Source organism: Stenotrophomonas sp. PD6 (assembly GCF_049199305.1).
GTDB lineage: Bacteria > Pseudomonadota > Gammaproteobacteria > Xanthomonadales > Xanthomonadaceae > Stenotrophomonas.
The window spans coordinates 51,517-69,877 of record NZ_JBLZQD010000001.1; the positions used below are offsets into that span (position 1 = coordinate 51,517).

12 protein-coding genes are annotated in these 18,361 nt (G+C 67.3%); 7 read left to right on the plus strand and 5 right to left on the minus strand.

Features of this window, described 5'->3' with window-relative positions; translation table 11 throughout:
• Positions 1-3: 3 nt before the first annotated feature.
• The 3 genes from ACOZHM_RS00220 to ACOZHM_RS00230 all read right to left on the minus strand — a co-directional run bounded on the left by ACOZHM_RS00220 (position 4) and on the right by ACOZHM_RS00230 (position 1,603).
• Complete coding sequence (locus tag ACOZHM_RS00220) at positions 4-555, minus strand: TIGR00645 family protein (RefSeq protein ID WP_421566910.1); 552 nt, start codon at positions 553-555, stop codon at positions 4-6.
• Positions 556-568: 13 nt separating this feature from the next.
• Positions 569-1,063, minus strand: coding sequence for a DUF6491 family protein (locus ACOZHM_RS00225; RefSeq protein ID WP_421566912.1), 495 nt, complete (start codon positions 1,061-1,063; stop codon positions 569-571).
• Positions 1,064-1,141: 78 nt separating this feature from the next.
• The gene (locus tag ACOZHM_RS00230) at positions 1,142-1,603 is read right to left on the minus strand and encodes a glycine zipper 2TM domain-containing protein (protein WP_421566914.1); all 462 of its coding nucleotides are present in this window, start codon (positions 1,601-1,603) and stop codon (positions 1,142-1,144) included.
• Between the two features lie 310 nt (positions 1,604-1,913).
• Here ACOZHM_RS00230 and arcA point away from each other — a divergent pair, with 310 nt between their 5' ends.
• The 6 genes from arcA to ACOZHM_RS00260 all read left to right on the plus strand — a co-directional run bounded on the left by arcA (position 1,914) and on the right by ACOZHM_RS00260 (position 11,890).
• Positions 1,914-3,164, plus strand: a complete 1,251-nt coding sequence (arcA, locus tag ACOZHM_RS00235; protein ID WP_421566916.1) for an arginine deiminase — start codon at positions 1,914-1,916, stop codon at positions 3,162-3,164.
• A 79-nt stretch (positions 3,165-3,243) separates the two neighbouring features.
• A complete protein-coding gene (locus ACOZHM_RS00240; RefSeq protein WP_421566918.1) occupies positions 3,244-4,404 on the plus strand; it encodes an efflux RND transporter periplasmic adaptor subunit in 1,161 nt (386 codons plus the stop codon).
• Positions 4,401-7,556, plus strand: coding sequence for a multidrug efflux RND transporter permease subunit (locus ACOZHM_RS00245; protein ID WP_421566920.1), 3,156 nt, complete (start codon positions 4,401-4,403; stop codon positions 7,554-7,556). The genes ACOZHM_RS00240 and ACOZHM_RS00245 overlap by 4 nt, the downstream gene beginning before the upstream one ends.
• Entirely contained in the window at positions 7,549-8,967 is a 1,419-nt protein-coding gene (locus ACOZHM_RS00250) for an efflux transporter outer membrane subunit (protein WP_421566922.1), read from the plus strand. The genes ACOZHM_RS00245 and ACOZHM_RS00250 overlap by 8 nt, the downstream gene beginning before the upstream one ends.
• A 37-nt stretch (positions 8,968-9,004) precedes the next feature.
• The gene (locus ACOZHM_RS00255; RefSeq protein ID WP_421566924.1) at positions 9,005-10,471 is read left to right on the plus strand and encodes a DcaP family trimeric outer membrane transporter; all 1,467 of its coding nucleotides are present in this window, start codon (positions 9,005-9,007) and stop codon (positions 10,469-10,471) included.
• A 9-nt stretch (positions 10,472-10,480) separates the two neighbouring features.
• A complete protein-coding gene (locus ACOZHM_RS00260) occupies positions 10,481-11,890 on the plus strand; it encodes a MipA/OmpV family protein (protein ID WP_421566926.1) in 1,410 nt (469 codons plus the stop codon).
• Here ACOZHM_RS00260 and ACOZHM_RS00265 read toward each other — a convergent pair.
• Entirely contained in the window at positions 11,887-12,474 is a 588-nt protein-coding gene (locus ACOZHM_RS00265) for an HdeD family acid-resistance protein (protein ID WP_421566928.1), read from the minus strand. The genes ACOZHM_RS00260 and ACOZHM_RS00265 overlap by 4 nt on opposite strands.
• A gap of 210 nt (positions 12,475-12,684) precedes the next feature.
• On the opposite strand from ACOZHM_RS00265, the gene ACOZHM_RS00270 reads away from it, so the two are divergent.
• Positions 12,685-14,013 carry an amidohydrolase family protein gene (locus tag ACOZHM_RS00270; RefSeq protein ID WP_421566930.1) on the plus strand — a complete coding sequence of 443 codons (1,329 nt, stop codon included), beginning with the start codon at positions 12,685-12,687 and terminating at the stop codon, positions 14,011-14,013.
• A gap of 67 nt (positions 14,014-14,080) precedes the next feature.
• Here ACOZHM_RS00270 and ACOZHM_RS00275 read toward each other — a convergent pair whose 3' ends face one another.
• Positions 14,081-18,358: an ATP-binding protein gene (locus ACOZHM_RS00275; protein WP_421566932.1), complete on the minus strand. Its 4,278-nt coding sequence runs from the start codon at positions 18,356-18,358 to the stop codon at positions 14,081-14,083.
• Between the last annotated feature and the right edge of the window lie 3 nt (positions 18,359-18,361).

Here is an 18,361-nt window from a genome sequence, read left to right on the forward strand (position 1 = left end):
CGCTCAGGGCTCGCGTGGCGGCCGCGGCGTCCGGGTCTGCTGTGACAGGCGTTCGATGATCGCCAGGATGAGCGCCGACAGCAGCAGCATGCCGTGGATGACCGACATCCAGCGCAATATCTCCGGGTCGACCACCAGCCCTTCTTCCAGCTTCATGAAGATCCGCAGCAGCGCGATGGCCGAGATGGCAATGATCGATCCCATCAACTTGGTCTTCATCGCGCCGAAGTCGACGGTGCCCATCCAGGCCGGGCGGCGTTCCTGGCCGGAATCGATCCGGGTCACGAAGTTCTCGTAGCCGGCCAGGGTGACGATCAGCAGCAGGTTGGCCACCAGCGACATGTCGATCAGCGACAGCGCCAGCAGCACCGCGTCGGACGGTCCCAGATCGGCAATGTGCATTACGTAGGTGGCCAGCTGACGCAGGAACACGAACAACAGCAGCAGCAATGCCACCACCAGCCCGAAGTAGAAGGGCGCCATGATCCATCGCGCATCGAACAGACTGCGCGATACGTTGCGGCGGAAAAGGCCGCGTAGGCGTTCCAGCGGCATGGCGGCTCAGCCCTCAGTCTTCGAAGCGATCGGAGACATCCGGCCCGGTATCCTCCACCAGGTCGGCGGGACGGTTGCCGTAGATCGTGTTGCGCATTTCGCGGCGTGCGTCGCGGATCGCGGTGCCGTCGAGGGGACGAATCCGGATGATGCGGCAGGACTGTGGCATGGCCACGCTCATCGTGCGCGGAATCACGCTGTCCCAGCGCGCGTTGACCGTGCCGAACGAATTGGTGATCTCCACCGTGTGTACGATCCCCAGACCCGTGCAGCGCCCGCGCAGCTCCAGCAGATGGCCACGGCTCTGGCTGGTCCACACCGCCAGCGCGCGATCACCGAGCGGCGTCCATTGCGTCTGGCGTACGAAACGGGCGAGCTGGAACGACTGCACCGGCGGCCCGGCGTGCTGCACGTAAAGATTGAAGCGCTCCTGGGTTGACATGGAGGGCGTAGTGGCGCACCCGGCCAGGGCGGCCACGGCAAGCAGGGTCATCAGCAGGGATCGCATGGCGTTTCCTTGGGCTGAACTGCGCGGTGACGTGCCCGTCCACGGGGGACGGGGCAGGTCGTCAAAGGCGTGCCCGGGTCAGCGGGTGACGCGGGTCGTCGTGCCATCGCTGGAAACGCGGACGCGGTCGCCCACGCGGTAGTCGGTCGGGTTGCCGTCCTGTACCACGGCGACGGTGCGGCCGTTCTCCAGCTGGACGGTGATCTCCACCCCATTGCGTGCACCGCGTGCCATGGCGTTGCCCGCCGCGCCACCGGCCGCCGCACCGGCGATCGCGCCGATGGTGTTGGCCCGGCTGCCGCCGCCGATAGAGCTGCCGGCGACGCCGCCGATGCCCGCGCCGACCAGGGTTGCCACACCGCGCGAGTCATTCTGGATCTGCACGCCACGGATGGACTGCACCGTGCCCATCTGCACGTCCTGGGCCCGGCCTACCTCGGAGCGGTTGAACGTGCTGGGGGTGGTGTGGGTGGCGCAGCCGCCCAACAACAGGGCAGACGCCAGCAGCGCCGTTGCGGTGCCTGCATGTCGAAATTTCATCGTATTTCTCCATCGAATGAATGCGAGGTAGTGCGGACTGGACCGCCGTCCTGGCTGAAAAAACCTGCTCCATGAGGCAGCGATTAACTACGCGACCGGTAACGGCGATGTGAAAGCTGTCGCGGTGCGAGCAGGCGCAAGACGCGCCGGGTTTTCAGGGGTTTGCAGCGACTATCCAGATTCCGACGTTCACGTGCGCATTACCTTTTTGGGAATAGTTCTGCACGCATCGACGACGCATCCGGTGGCCCCCGCGCGACAGGCGGAGGCCGTGCTTTCCCTGTTTATTCTCGTGAAAGAGAGGTCCGCAATGTCCAGTTCAACTGTCTATGGCGTTCATTCCGAAGTCGGCGTCCTGAAGAAAGTGATGGTGTGTGCTCCTGGCATGGCGCATAGCCGGCTGACGCCTCGCAACAAGGACGACCTGCTGTTCGATGACGTGATCTGGGTCGACAACGCCAAACGTGATCACTACGACTTCATGACCAAGATGCGCGCACGCGGCGTGGATGTGGTTGAAATGCACGACCTGCTCGCCGAAACCCTCGAGAATGTCGAGGCACGCAACTGGATCCTCGACCATCAGATCAACGCCAACGAGGTCGGCGTGGAGTTCATGGCCGAGGTGCGCGCCTACCTGGAGTCGCTGACGCCACGCCAGCTGGCCGAGACCCTGATCGGCGGGTTGAGCGTGTTCGACCTGCCGGACGATTTCGCGGGCGAGACGCTGAAGGCGGCGCGGGCGCAGCCCGATATCGTCGGCTATCTGCTGCCGCCGCTGCCGAACACCCTGTACACCCGCGACACCACCTGCTGGATCTACCAGGGCGTGACCTTGAATCCGCTGTACTGGCCGGCGCGGCACGAGGAGACCATCCTCACCACGGCGATCTACAAGTTCCATCCCGATTTCGCCAAGGCCGACTTCCCGATCTGGTTCGGCGACCCCACGGCCGACCATGGCAACGCCACGCTGGAAGGCGGCGACGTGCTGATTCCCGGCAACGGCGTGGTGTTGATCGGCATGAGCGAACGCACCTCGCGCACGGCCATCACCCAGTTGGCGCAGTCGCTGTTCAAGAACGGCGCGGCCAAGCGCGTGATCGTGGCGGTGATGCCCAAGCTGCGTTCGGCGATGCACCTGGACACGGTGTTCACCTTCGCCGACCGCGATGTGGTGACGGTGTTCCCCGGTATCGTCGACCAGATCCACACGGTGTCGCTGCATCCCAGCGACAAGGCCCCCGGCTTCGAGATCGTGTTCGAGAAGAAGCACTTCAACGACGTGGTCGCCGAGGCGCTCGGCTTCAAGAAACTGCGCATCGTCGAGTCGGGCGGGGACCGTTATGCGGCCGAGCGTTCGCAATGGGACAGCGGCAACAACCTGGTGGCGATGGCGCCCGGCGTTGTCGTCGCCTACGACCGCAGCACGCAGACCAATACCGATCTGCGCAAGCAGGGGATCGAAGTGATCAGCATCGTCGGGGCCGAGCTGGGGCGTGGTCGTGGCGGCGGGCACTGCATGACGTGTCCGTTGATCCGCGACCCGGTGTCTTTCTAGGCACGGCGTTACCGACACTTCCTCGTACTGCGGCCGGCCCCGTGCCGTGCCGCCGTACGACACCGCGGAGGCCAGAAGGATGCAATCCATTGGGTGGATGGCGCGTGCATGGCTGCTGGCGGCGGTTGCGCTGGCGGCGGGCTGCGGGCGCGGCAGTGGGCCGGACGGCGGCGGGCGGCCCCCGACGTTGGTGGCGGTGGAAGTGGTCAAGGCGCAGGTCGTGCCCAACCTGGTGGAATTGCCGGGCAGGGTAGAGGCCAGCCGCTCGGCCGAGGTGCGTGCGCGCGCCGACGGCATCGTCGAGCGCCAGCTGTATGTGGACGGCACCGAGGTTGAGGCCAACGCGCCGCTGTTCCAGATCGACCCCCGCGATCTGCAGGCGCGCGTGCAGCAGGCCCGCGCCTCACTCGCCTCTGCAAAGGCCGCGCGTGCGCAGACCTCGTCGATGCGGGCGCGGTTGTCCATGCTGGTACAGCGCAAGGCGGTGAGCGTGCAGGAGTACGAATCGGCGCAGGCCTCGTTCCGCCAGGCCGACGCCGCGCTGATGGAGGCGCAGGCGGCGGTGGACCGTGCCACGCTGCAGCTCGACCACGCCACGGTGCGGGCGCCGATCAAGGGGCGCACCGGGCGTGCGCAGGTCAGCGAAGGCGCCCTGGTCAGTGCCGCCGCCGCGACGCTGCTGACCCGCATCGACCAGGTCGACCCGGCATTCGTCATCTTCAACCCCTCCAACATCGCCATGAACGAGTTGGAGCGCGGCGTCGCCGACGGCCGCATCGACGTGGGTGACGACAAGCATGTGCAGGTGACCATCCTGCTGGAGGGCGGCGAACGCCTGCCGGAGACGGGTGTGGTGGACTTCAGCGAGACCGCCATCGACCCGGCCACCGGCAGCCGCACGCTGCGTGCCCGCTTCGCCAACCCCGATGGCCGGCTGCTGCCGGGTCAGTTCGTGCGCGGCATCCTGGCCATGGGCAGCATCCGCAATGGCACCAGCCTGCCCGAGCGCGCCATCCAGGTCGGCGACGATGAGGCGTCCGTCATGCTGGTCAACGACGAGAACGTGGCCGTGCGTCGCGCCGTCACCCTGGCGGGCCAGGCCGGTGGGCGCTGGGTGGTGCAGTCCGGGTTGACGCCGGGAGACAAGGTGATCGTCGATGGCTGGCACAAGATCCAGCCCGGCCAATCCGTGGCGATCCAGCCGCAAACGGACGCAAAGGCCAAGGCCAAAGCCCCATGAGTGGCTATTTCGTCTACCGGCCGGTGCTGGCGTGGGTCATCGCGCTGTTCGCCATCCTGTTTGGTGGCATCGCGTTGAGCACCTTGCCGGTGGAGCAGTACCCGGACGTGGCGCCGCCCTCGCTGAGCATCTCGGCCACCTTCGTCGGTGCCGATGCGCAGACGCTGGACCGCACCGTCACCTCGGTGATCGAGAACGAGCTGAGCGGCGTGGACGATTTCCTGTTCATGACCTCCACCAGCCGCGCCAATGGCACCGCGCAGATCCGGGTGACCTTCCGCAGCGGCACCGACCTGGACATCGCCCGTTCGCAGGTGCAGGACCGCCTGGCCCGCGTGGAGCCGCGCCTGCCCGATGAGGTGCGGCAGATGGGGGTGCGGGTCACGCAGGCCAGCAACGGCTTCCTGATGCTGATCTCGCTGCAGTCCGACAAGGGCCGCTATTCGGCCCTCGAGCTGGGCGACTACGCCAACAGCAACATCGCCGACGAACTGCGCCGCGTGCACGGCGTGGGCGACGTGACGCTGTTCGGCTCCAGCTACGCGATGCGGATCTGGCTCGACCGCGAGAAGCTGGTCAGCTACGGCATCTCGCCGGGCGAGGTGATGGCCGCGGTGCGCGAGCAGAACGCGCAGACCGCCGGCGGCGGCCTGGGCCTGCAGCCGACCACGCCGTCCACCGAAACCACCGCGCAGATCGTGATGCGCGGGCGCTTCAGCACCCCCGAGCAGTTCCGCCAGGTCATCATCCGCGCCACCCCCGGGGCGGCGACGGTGCGGCTGGGCGATGTGGCGCGGGTGGAACTGGGCAACGACAACTACGCGTTCAACCTGCGCTTGAATGGGCAGGAGACGGCTGGCCTGGCGGTCTCGCTGGCCACCGGCGCCAATGCGCTGTCCACCGCCACCGCCGTGCGCCAGCGCATGAAGGACCTGGAGGGCAGCTTCCCGGACGGCATGCACTGGACCACCCCCTTCGACACCACGCCGTTCATCACCGAATCGGTCAACGGCGTGGCCGTCACCATGGTGCAGTCGCTGGTGCTGGTCTCCATTGTGGTGCTGCTGTTCCTGCAGAGCTGGCGTGCGGTGTTCGTGCCCACCATCGTGGTGCCGGTGTCGCTGCTCGGCGCGTGCCTCGGGTTGCTCGCGTTTGGCGTGTCGATCAACCTGCTGTCGCTGTTCGCCATGGTCGTGGCCATCGGCATCCTCAACGACGATGCCATCGTGATCGTCGAGAGCGTCGAGCGGATCATGCGCGAGGAGGAGCTTCCGCCGCGCGAGGCCACCGCCAAGGCGATGGGGCAGCTCACCGGCGCCATCATCGCCACCACGCTGGTGCTGCTGGCGGTGTTCATTCCGATGGGCTTCTTCCCGGGTTCGGCCGGTGGCATCTACCGCCAGTTCGCGGTCACCCTGAGCGTGTCGCTGGTGGTGTCCACCATTCTCTCGCTGACCCTGGCGCCGGCGATCTGCGGTGCCATGCTGCGTCCGGCCACGGAGCAGGTCGGCAAGGGCGGCCCCGGCCGCCGCCTGTTCGGCGCCATCAACAGCGGCCTGGACACCAGCACCCGCCGCTACACCGGGTGGGTGGGCAGCATGCTGCTGCGGCCCTGGCTATGGATCGGCGTGTTCGTGGGGGTGACGCTGCTCACCGGCGTACTGTACGCGCGCCTGCCCGGCGGCTTCCTGCCCACCGAGGACCAGGGTTACATCTTCGTGGCCTACAACGCCGCGCCGGGCGCGACGATGGACCGCACGCGCGCGGCAGCGGAGCAGGCCGAGGCGATCCTGCGCCAGCAGCCGGAAGTGCGCAACGTAGCCACCGTGATCGGCTTCAGCTTCTTCGGTCAGGGCCAGGCGGTCGGCATGTCCTTCGTCGACCTGCACCCCTGGGCAGAGCGCAGCGGCAGTGAGCGCAGCGCCATGTCACTGGCCGCGCGCATGAGCGCGGCCTTCACCCGCATCCCGCAGGCGCAGGTATTTGCGCTCAATCCACCGGCGATCCAGTCGCTGGGCAATGCCTCGGGCTTCAGCATGAAGATCGAGGACCGCAGCGGCATCGGTGGGCCGGGCCTGAACGCGGCGGCGATGGGCATCACCGCCCGCGCGGCGGCCAGCGACCGCCTCACCGGCGTGCGCCCGGAAGGCATGCCGCGCGCCCCGCAGCTGTTCGTGGACATCGACCGCACCCAGGCGCGGGCGCTGGGCGTGCAGCTGTCGCAGGTCAACCAGGCGCTGGGCATCATGTTCGGCTCGGCCTACGTCAACGACTTCGTGCGCCAGGGCAACGTGCTGCGGGTGTTCATCCAGGGCGACGCCGAGCAGCGCATGCGTGCCGAGGATGTGTCCGACCTGCGGGTGATCGGCAACAACGGCCAGTCGGTGCCGTTCTCCGCGTTCGCCACCACGCGCTGGACGGTGGGTGAGCAACAGGTGGAGCGCTACAACGGGTTCCTGTCGGCCACGGTGTCGGGGCAGGGCGCGCCGGGCGTGGCCAGTGGTGCGGCCCTGCAGGAGATGGAGCGCATCGCTGACGACGTGCTGCCACCTGGCATGCGCCACGAGTGGACCGGCACCGCACGCGAGGAGCGTGAGGCCGCCGGGCAGGTCGGCATGCTGCTGGGCCTGGCCTTCATCGTCGCCTTCCTGCTGTTGGCGGCGCTGTACGAGAGCTGGGTGACGCCGGCGATCGTGCTGCTGGTGGTGCCGCTGGGCATTCTGGGCGCCGTGGTGTTCACCGGGGCGCGCGGCATGTCTGCCGATGTGTACTTCACGGTGGGCCTGGTCACCATCATCGGCCTGGCCGCCAAGAACGCGATCATGATCGTGCAGTTCGGCCTGGATGAGGAGGCGCGCGGGGTGCCGGTCAAGGACGCGATCCTGCAGGCGGCAAAGCAGCGGCTTCGCCCGATCCTGATGACCAGCCTGACCTTCATCGTGGGCATGGTGCCGCTGGTGATCGCCACCGGTGCCGGCGCCGCCAGCCGCCAGGCGGTGGGTACCGGCGTGCTGGGCAGCATGCTAAGCGCCACCCTGTTCGGCATCTTCTTCACCCCGCTGTTCTACTTCCTGCTACGCCGCCGCGCGCGTGCCCGCACCGTCGATCCAGCATCCACGGCACCCGTACCGAAGGAGGGCGCCGATGGCTAGGCGCGTGCTCTGGTGCACGGGTGCGGTGCTGGTGGCCTGCCAGCTGTGCGGCTGCAACCTGGCGCCGGACTATGTACGCCCGGACGCACCGGTGCCTGCGCAGTTTCCGCCGGGTTCCGCCGCGGGTGCGGCCGCACCGACGATCGCGTGGCAGAACTTTTTCCATGATCCGGCACTGCGCGACCTGATCGGCCAGGCGCTGGTCTACAACCGCGACCTGGCCGGCGCGGCAGCGCGCATCGAACAGGCCCGCGCGCAGTTCCGTATCCAGCGCAGCCAGCGGCTGCCGGGCCTGGATGCCAGTGCGTCCGGGCAGCGGCTGCGCACGCCGCTCAGCTCGGCCGACGGCGCGCCCCGGGTCACGGTGGACAGCTACGCGGTGCAGGTGGGCATTCCATCGTTCGAGCTGGACTTCTGGGGCCGCGTGGCCAATCTCAACGAAGTGGCGCGGCGCCAGTATCTGGCCACCGTGGAAGCGCGCAACACGGCCGAGCTTTCGCTGGTGTCCAACGTGGCGGCGACCTACTACGCGGTGCGGGCGAGCGAGGAAGGCATCGTACTGGCCGAGCGCTCGCTGGCCAGCCGCAAGGAAACGCTGGAGCTGGCGCAGCTGCGCATGGACGCCGGGCTGACCTCGTCCATCGATTTCAATCAATCCTATGCGCTGGTCACCCAGACCGAGCTGCAGTTGGCGCAGCTGCGGCGCAGCCAGGGGCAGGCACTGCAGCTGCTGCAGTTCCTGGTCGGCACGCCGCTGCCGCCAACGATGCCGCCCGGGCTGCCGCTGGACCCGGACGCGCAGCTCACCCAGCTCGATCCTGGCCTGCCGTCGGCGCTGCTGGAAGCGCGCCCGGACGTGCGCCTGGCCGAACACCAGCTGCGCGCGGCCAACGCCAATATCGGCGTGGCGCGTGCGTTGTACTTTCCCATCATCGCCCTGACCGGGGCCGGGGGATACGCCTCCAGCGATCTGTCGGGACTGGTGTCGGACAGCAACCGGGTGTGGTCGTTCGGTGCCGGCGCCGTGCTGCCGCTGCTCGACTGGGGCGCGCGGCGCGCGCGCGTGGACGGCGCCAACGCTGGGCGCGACGAACGCGAAGTGGCCTACCAGTCCACCGTACAGAACGCGTTCCGCGAGGTCGCCAGCGGGCTGGTGGCCGCCGAGCAGAATGACCGCCAGATCGCCGCGCAGATGCGCGCCGTCGAGGTGCAGCAGGCGCTGGTAGTGACCGCGCACGACCGCTACGACGTCGGCCTGACCCCGTACCTGGAAGTGCTGGATGCCGAGCGGAACCACTTCGCCGCCGAACAGAACCTGCTGCAGCTGCGTGCCGCTGCATTGCAGGACGCCGTGAACCTGTACGCCGCACTGGGCGGTGGCCAGGACCAGCGGGACCTTCCCGCGGACTGATTTTCCTTTTGCATTCCATCCCAGCGAGGGCCGCCCCATGCGCATTCCCACCCGATCCATCTGCCTGGCCGCCGCGCTCCTGCCCGGCGCTGTAGCCGCGCAGAACCGCGATGCCAGCCAGGACGCCGAGATCCAGCGCCTGCGGCAGACCGTGGAGATGCTCACCGCCCGCATCCAGGCGCTGGAGACGGGGCAGGCCAGTGCCGCAACGGGCGTACCCGCCACGGCGGCGCCCGCCCAGCCTGCCACCAGCGTTGCCGGCTCGCCCGGCGCGGTCGTGGTGCCCGCGGCGCCGCTGGTGGCCGCCACGCCGGCCGCGTTGCAGGTGTCGCCTTCACCGTTGCCGGCGCGTGACACCTTCGATGAAGACGACCAAGCGACGGCGCGCATGGACAACGAGGTACCTCCGGGCGACGAACTGGACGGGTTCTTCCTGATACCAGGCACAGGCACCTGGCTGCGGCTGGGTGGCTACGCCAAGCTGGATGCGATGGTCGACAGCGGCGATGCCGGCGACAGCGACCAGTTCATCACGTCGGACATTCCCGTCGATGGGGGGCGCGACAGCACCCGCTTCAACATGCATGCCCGCCAGACCCGGCTGACCATCGAAGGTCGCCGCGACACCGGCGCCGGCCAGCTGCGGTTCCTGATCCAGAATGACTTCTTCGGCTCCGGCGGTACCTATGGCTACCGGCTGCGGCACGCATGGGGGCAACTAGGCAACACCTATGTGGGCTTCGGCTGGTCGGCGTTCATGGACCTCGACTCCGGCCCCGACACGCTGGATTTCGCCGGTCCCGGCGCGTCGCCGTCGGCCCGTGTGGCCAGTGTCCGCCAGTACGTCCCGCTCGGTGGCGGCAACCAGCTGATTCTTGCAGCCGAACAGCGGGCGCCCGAACTCCAGTTCACCGGCGCCACCCAGCGCTCGCGTACGGCCGCCCCCAACCTGGTGCTGGCTGCACGCCACGAAGCGGGCTGGGGCAACGTGCAGGCGTCGGGTCTGCTGCGCTACCTGGCTTACGATTCGGCGAAGGACAGCAACGAGGGCAGCGGCAGCGCCACGGCCGGCGGGCTGGCCCTCAGCGGTACCTGGGGCTGGGGCGACAACGGGGACTATCTCGTGTTCGGTGCGTTGGGCGGGCAGGGCATCGCCGCCTTCATCGGCGACCTCGGTGGCCTGAACGTCGATGGCGTGGTCGATCCGCAGGGCGACCTGCAGGTGCTGCAGCAATACGGCGGTTGGGTCGGCTATACCCACCACTGGACGCAGCGCTGGCGCTCCACCCTGGCCTACAGCCGCCTGTACCTGGAGCGCGACCCGTTGCTTGACCCGTCGGTGTTCCGCCGCAGCGACTACGCCGCCGCGAACATCGTCTGGCAGCCGGCGCCGAGCTGGAGCTGGGGTGCCGAACTGCTCTACGGCAAGCTGCAGGAACAGAGTGGCGCCAGCGGCGATGTATTCCGCCTGCAGACCTCGCTCAAGTACGACTTCGTGAAGTAGGAGGGGGTCATGGCCACACGCTCGAGACACCGCCGTTCCGTACCGCGCCGGCTGCGGCCCGCATTGCTGTGCGTGGCACTGGCCGTGGCCGGGCCATTGGCCGCGCAGGATGCCATGCTCGGCAACATCCTGGAGGAGCCCGGCAGCGCCGGCCTGGGGTTCCTGAGCCGCATCGAATCGTCCCCCTACAAAGGCGCCGACGACCGCATCGATCTGATGCCGTTGTACCTGTACGAGGGCGATCGTTTCTTCCTGCGCTCCAACGCTGCGGGCGTGCGCTTTGCTCCGCGCGAGAACCAGGGGCTGGAGTTGTTCGTCGAGCGGCGGCTGGAAGGCTACCCGGAGGATGAAACCCCGGACATCCTTGAAGGCATGGAGACGCGCAACAGCGAGGCCGATATCGGGGCGCGCTATTACTTCAAGCACGACAGCCATGCGCTCGATCTCACGGTCCGCCAGGACATCTCCAACACCTCCAACGGCACCGAAGTACGCGCCGCCTACGGCTACACCTGGCGGGGCGACCGCTGGGCCCTGCAGCCGGTACTGACCGTGGGCTGGCGCAGCGCCAAGCTCAACGACTACTACTTCGGCGTGGAGGACGATGAAGTCACGCCGGAGCGCAGCGCCTATTCGGCCGGCAGCGGCGTGGATGTCACCGCCGGACTGTATGGGCGCTATCGCATCCTGCAGAACTGGAGCCTCGTGGGCGGCGTGTTCGCCAAGCGCTATTCCAGTGCGATCCGCAACAGCCCGCTGGTGGACAGCGACATGCAGTGGGGTGGCATGGTGGGCGCCGCCTACGACTTCGGCAATGGCCAGGTGCGCTGGGACAAGGAAGACACCCCCACCTATGTGAAGGTGTTCTACGGCCGCGATTCGGCCGACGGCTGCCACCTGGTCAAGATCATGACCTTCAGCTGCATCAACTTGAATGACGATGACCCCACCGATATCTGGGGCGTGCACGTTGGCCGTCCGTTCGTGTCGGGCCTAAACGGCTGGCCACTTGACCTGGTCGGCTACGTGGGCGTGCTCCGTCATGAGGAAAAGGGCTACCAGCCCGATGCATGGCAGATCGACGCGTACATGAAGGGGTTCTACTACGGCTTCCCGTGGTCGCACCGGGTCAAGACCCGCATCGGCTTCGGCTTCGGTGTCTCGTATGCAGAACGCGTGCCCTATACAGAGGTGCAGTCGCAGGCGCAGCGGGAACGCAATACCTCCAAGCTGCTCAATTACCTGGACCCCAGCATCGACGTGAGCCTGGGCGACATCTTCGGCAGCGAACGCTGGCATGAGCTCTACTTCGGCTTCGGCGTCTCGCACCGTTCCGGCATCTTCGGTTCGGCCCAGATGCTGGGCACCGTCGACGGCGGCTCCAACTACATCTACGCGTACCTGGAAGGCGCGCTCTAGCGCGCCACAGGGGGATCGCGGTCCTGGCGGAACAGCAGGGCGATGGCGATGTAGGCCGCGCCCATCGCCAGCAGCGCCAGGCCCACGCCCCACGACGCCGACGCACGACCGGCCCAGGCCACGCCGCTTACGCTGATCGCCGCCGCGCCCAGTGCCACCACGCCGGAGGCCAGCGAGATCCAGCGCTTGCCGCCGGGCTTGAAGCGGAACGCCAGGCTGATCTGCGCGATCGCCTGCACCACCAGGACGGCCGCCACCGTGGCGGCCACCGCATACCCCGCCCAGCCGGGATGGGTATAGATGGCGATGCCGCCGATGACCTGTGCCGTGCCCAGCAGGATGGTCATGGCGAAACTGGGCAGCCCGCGCACCAGGAAGGCCTCCGTCAGCTGGATAGCGCCGGCGATTACCAGCACCCCGGCCACCAGTGCCGTCATGGTGCGCAGCATCAGCGATGAGGCATAGATGCCGAATGCGCCCACGGCCAGCAGCAGGATGCCGACGATCAGCAGACGTGGCCAACTGGACTTCATTGCCACGCCGATGGAGTCGCGATCATTGCCAAAACGGGAGAACACGGTCATGACAGGCCACTCCTGGAGAGACCCTCCAATTACCCACCCGGCGTCGTTATGCAGCGGTGAATCCGGCACCAGTAATTCCCGCAAACACATGGCACTCACGCGCACGCTCCTATACCAGCGCAACAACCGCTATGGGGGCGTAGTGCCATGTTGCAGCGACTGACGGTTCGACTCCTGACTGCCGTGGTTTCCCTGGGTCTGGCTGCTTCAGTGGGCGCGCATTCCGTGATCCAGGACGAGATGGGCGGCAGTGAGCCGAGCGCCGCTCCCGCGGGTGCGCCAGCGCCCCCCACGCTCTTCACCAACGTGCGCATCTTCGACGGCACCCACGGCCGCCTGTCCGCGCCCAGCAACGTGCTGGTGCAGGGCAACATCATTGCGCGTATTTCCGCCGGTGCCATCGATGCTCCCGGCGCGCGGCGCATAGACGGCCGCGGCCGCACCCTGATGCCTGGCCTGATCGACATGCACTGGCACAGCATGTTCGCCGGCATCCCGATCCAGACGCTGATGACCGCCGACACCGGCTACATCAACATCGTCGCCGGCGCCGAATCGCGCAAGACCCTGCTGCGCGGCTTTACCACCGTGCGCGATGTGGGTGGCGCGGTATGGGGCCTGAAGGCCGCCATCGACGCCGGGCATGCCGAGGGGCCCCGCATCTGGCCTTCGGGCGCGATGATCACCGTCACCAGCGGGCACGGGGACTTCCGTGAGGCGTCCGACCTGCCGCGCACGGTCGGCCAGCCCGGTTCCCGCCACGACGTCATCGGCGACAGCGCCATTGCCGATACGCCCGACGAGCTGCGCGTGCGCGTGCGCGAGCAGCTGATGCGCGGCGCGAGCCAGATCAAACTCACCGCCGGTGGCGGCGTCTCCTCGCCGCACAGTCCGCTGGATGTGGTGACCTTTACCGAGCCGGAGCTGCGCGCGGCGGTGGACGCGGCGACCGACTGGGGCACCTACGTGACGGTGCATGCCTACACCCCCGAGGCGATCCAGCGCTCCATCCGCGCCGGGGTGAAGTGCATCGAGCACGGCAGCCTGATGGACGACGCCACCGCGCGGCGCATTCGTGATACCGGCACGTGGCTGAGCACCCAGCCGTTCCCGCCGGAGCTGGCCAACGCCTTCCCGAAGGGCTCGGAGCAGTGGCAGAAGGCGCAGGAAGTGTTTGCCGGTACCGACCAGACCTACCGCTTCGCCATCAAGTACAAGCTCAAGACCGCCTTCGGCACCGACGTGCTGTTCTCCAGCGCGCTGGCCTCCCAGCAGAACCGCATCCTGGCCAGCCTGACCCGCTGGTACACCCCCGCCGAGGCAATGATCATGGCCACCGGCACCAACGCCCAGTTGCTGGCGCTGTCGGGCAAGCGCAGCCCGTATGCCGGGCGCGTGGGCGTGGTGGAGGAGGGCGCGCTGGCCGACCTGCTGCTGGTCAACGGGGACCCGCTGGCAGACATCAACGTCATCGCCAACCCGGAGGCCAACTTCAACGTGATCATGAAGGACGGCAGGATCTTCAAGGACGAGCGTTGAGAGCGGTGCCACGCTGATCGATGAAGCAGGTGAGCTGGCGCACTGAACGCAAGGTGCGTAAACGGAGCTAAGCCCCAAATACCAGCGCTTTGAGCGCGGCCACGCCATCCAGCACGGACTGGCGTCTAACGCTGATTTCCACCTTGTCGCTGGCCATGTTGGACGGGCGACCGGTGAGCATCAGCAACACCCCCTCCATGCTGTGCAGCAGCTCGCGCTGCCCGTCCCTGTCGCCACCGGATTCCAACTGGTCCAGTCGGTGCATGTCGCGGTCCACTTCGGCAAACCATTCCGTGAGGTGCATCCGTGCCGCATCCATGCCGCCAAACAGGGTCAGGAGATGCGCTACGTGTGAGCCGCTCGCCGGCGGGCCAGGGAGCGCAGAGGGTGTCGCCTCTGCTGCCGGGATCCGCGACAGCGTCTGCATGATCTTCTCGTCGAGTGCGGCGATGCGAACGGGCTTGGCAATGAAATCATCCATGCCGGCTTCTCGGCAGCGTTCAACCTGTTCCGGGAGCGCCGCGGCGGACAGGGCAATGATGGGGAGATGGCGCCCGGTCGTACGCTCCATCCCGCGCACACGCCTGGCCAGCGCATACCCGTCCATCTTGGGCATCTGGCAGTCGGTCAACAGCAGGTCGTAGCCGGCACCCGCGAGTTCCTGCAGCGCTTCTTCACCCCCTGCGACCAGGGTGAATGCGTAGCCGAGACGTTCGAGCTGCCGACCGATCACCAGCCGGTTGATGGATTGATCCTCCGCAACCAGGATGCGCGCCCGCGGCTGCCTATGCGTAGCCCCAGGCAACCGCCGCACGGAGGGCGCGAGCGAGTCCATGCCGAACGCCGCGCGGCAGGCATTGGCGGTGGCACGTACCCGCAGGGGCTGTGTGTGCAGGACCAGGCGTGGATCAACGCCTTTCGGATCGCGTGATTCCGCGCCCCCTATCAGGTGCAGGGTTGGCACGCCCGGCGGTAACGCGGCAAGGTCCTCCGTGGCATCCACCACCAGCAGCTCCGGGGCCCATGCAGCGTCAGCGGTAGTGCACGTTGCGGTGCCAACGTCGAAGCCAAGCGCTGCCAGCGCCTGTACGACTTCGCGCCGTGATCGCTCGTTTTCGCTGCACACCAATGCCTTCTTTCCAGCAAACGGTGAATCGCCGGTGGTCGCTGCAACGACCGGCAGTGCAACGGACAGCGTTGCCACCGTGCCTGATCCTGCTTCACTCGTCAGGTCGATCCGCCCACCCATCAGTGTCGCCAGGCGGCGGCAGATGGTCAGTCCCAGGCCGGTTCCACCGTGGCGGCGGGATGTGGAAACATCGGCCTGAACGAACGGGCTGAACAGGTTGCCAAGCTGTTCCGCCGCGATACCGATGCCCGTGTCGTGTACGGAGAACACCAGGTGATCCCGGTCGCCGTCGCGCTGGCGCCGCTCCACCTGCAATTCCACGCCACCCGACTGGGTGAACTTGAGCGCGTTGCTGATCAGATTCGTGACAATCTGGCGGATGCGCATCGCGTCGCCGCTGTAGGTGTCGGCCAGACGCCCATCCAGTACGCAGGAAAACGCGAGCCCCTTGGTGCGGGCGCGGGTGGAGAACAAGCCGATGACCATATCCATTACCGCGCGCAGGTCGAACGCCTGCACGTCCAGCTCGACCAGTCCCGACTCGATCCGGGAGAAGTCCAGGATGTCATCCAGGATCTGCAGCAGCCCGTTCGCCGAATCCTGCACAAGTGCGAGCGTTTCGGCCTGCTCCGGGTCCTGCGCATCGGCGGTGGCAAGCTCCACCAGACCAATGATCTCGGCCATCGGCGTGCGGATTTCATGACTCATCATGGCGAGGAACGCGCTTCGCGCCGCAACCGCCGCCTCGGCCTGGAGCTTGGCCTGCTGCAGCACCTCGGCCTGCTGGTGCGCGCGGGTGACGTCAATCCAGTAACCGCTCCATTCCACGCTTCCATCGTCGGTTCGACGGGGTTGTCCGCCGGCAGTGCGTATCCATTTGAGGCCCTGGTTGGTGTACATCCTCAATTCAAACTCCGGGACCGGCGTCATGGTCCGGATGCCTTCCAGCAGCATCGCCTCGGTCAGTGCGCGGTCGTCGGGATGCACCTGCGCGAACGCAAGCATCTCATCACCGGTGATCTGTTCGGGCGTCAGACCGATGGTGGACAGGGTGTCGCCGGCGACGTAGGTAAAGATGCGGCGGCCTGAAGGGGGCGCACGCAACTGGAATACTACGGCCGGCAGCGTGCTGGTGATCTCGGCCAGCCGTTGCTCGTACAGCCGCGCCTTCGATTCGGCGACCTTGATCTTGGTGATGTCGACGGCAGCGCCGATCAGGCCCGGCTGTCCTGGCCGAAGCTCCAATCGCTTCAGCCAGAGCAGCTCGTGATGAAGCTGGCCGGTCACCGGCGACACGATGTTCAGTTCGGCAGCGATGGCCTCGCTCGTTCCCATCGCCTCGGCCTCGATCGCATCGAGCCTATCAAGGTCATCCGCGGGGTGATGGCCGACCTCGAACTTGGTCCGGCCGATCAGGTCTGCAGCGCGCACGCCGAAGCGCTGCTCATAGGCAGGGTTGACGGAGACGTAGTGGCCCAATGCGTCCTTCACGAAGAGTGGATAGGGGAGGGCATCCTGCAGGGCGCTCTGGAAGCGCAGCTGGCCTTCAAGCGCCGTTTCGGCGGCGCTGCGTGCACGCACTTCCCGGCGCGTCCGCCAGTAGGCCAATCCCAGCAGACCCACGACGGCCAGTGCGGCAAGGGCCACGGCTGCCGCCCATGGCCAGGGGAGCCCGTACTGGTAATCGATGGTCAGCCAACGCCGACGGATCTTCTGGCGCTCCGCATCGCCGATATTGCCCAGGGTGCGGTCGATCAACGGCATCAGGGGCGCGTACTGGGGACTCACACCGATGCTCAGCTCCTTGTCCAGCTCCGCAGGGCCGACCACACGCAGCTTTCCGGCGTATCGTCCGCGGATGAGGGGGTCGATCGCCGGCAAGGTGCCGATGTAGGCCTCGACGCTGCCGGCATCCAGCCGGGCCAACCCTTCCTCATTGGTCTGGACGTTCACCAGCGTGGTGCGCGGCAACGCCAGCCGCAGCTCGTCCAGCAACGAGGCTTCGGTACGCGTTGCCACGCGCAGTCCCTTGAGGTCCTCCGTGCCTGCGATGCCCGGTCCGCTCACGCGGGCCACGATGACCGTCGGGAAGCGCTCGTAAGGCCGGCTGATCAACATGGTCTTCGGCGAAAAATCCCCCGGTGCGGCCGCGGCAATCATGTCCACCTCGCCGTCAAGGACCATCTGCTGCAGGTGCCCCCAATCGCGCGCCGGGACCAGTTCCACCCGGATGCCCAGCGATACCTTCAGCAGGTTGACGTAGTCCGCAGCCAACCCGTCGAACTCGCCCGCGGAGTTGCTGAAGCTGAAGGGCGGGCGGTCGCTTTCGTAGCCCAGCCGCAGGGGCGGAAGGTGTGCCAGGAACGCTCGCTCCGTTGGGCTGACCACGGCCGTCGGCAGGGAAGACTCCACGCCGTCATACAACCCCCATCGGCCACGCAGGCGGGACAACTCATCCGGCTTGACGCTGCTCTCTGCATGCTTCAGCAGCTCGAACAATGCCGGCTGCTGGTTGGACACCGCCAGGCCGATCGGAAACGAGGGCAGCGAGAGCGGTGCGAGCATGACCAGATTGTTGGTGCTGCGCTGTCGCAGCAGCGTCTGGGTGCGCGCTGAGGTGGTCCCGACGTAGACGTCGGCCTCGCCCCGACTCAACATGTCCAATGCCTGCCTGCCGTCATCGGCAAGCAGCATGACGGCGTCGGGAAAGCGCCGGGCCAGATCGGCGGCGGTCTGACGGAAGTGCCGCTCCACGACGATGCGCGCGTGGGCCAGGTCTTTCTCGCGGCGGATTCGAAGGTCCCCTTGGCGCGCCACGATGTACAGGCGCCCGACCGCGTAGGGCAGCAGAAAGTGGTAGTCCGCACTACCCGCGGGCTGCTGCCGCTGACCGACCAGTACCGGATACTCCGCCGCCCGGGTTGCCGCCGGCATGTTCCAATCGTCGAAGGGGATGAAGGCGATCTTGAGCCCGGCGCGGCTCGCAAGCAGGCGGGCATAGTCCACCCCGAGCCCCTGCGGCTCACCGGCGATCCATGCCTCGAAGGGAAGGTGATCGCCAGAAAAGACCCCGACCCTGACCACGGGGTGCCGCTCCCGCCATGCGACAGCATCGTGCGAAATAGTCGCCGGTGCCGGATGGGCGGGCAGCATCGACGCGAACAGGACCAGCGCGCACGCGCACAGCGTTCGCCAACCCGGCAGCATGGCGATCATCAC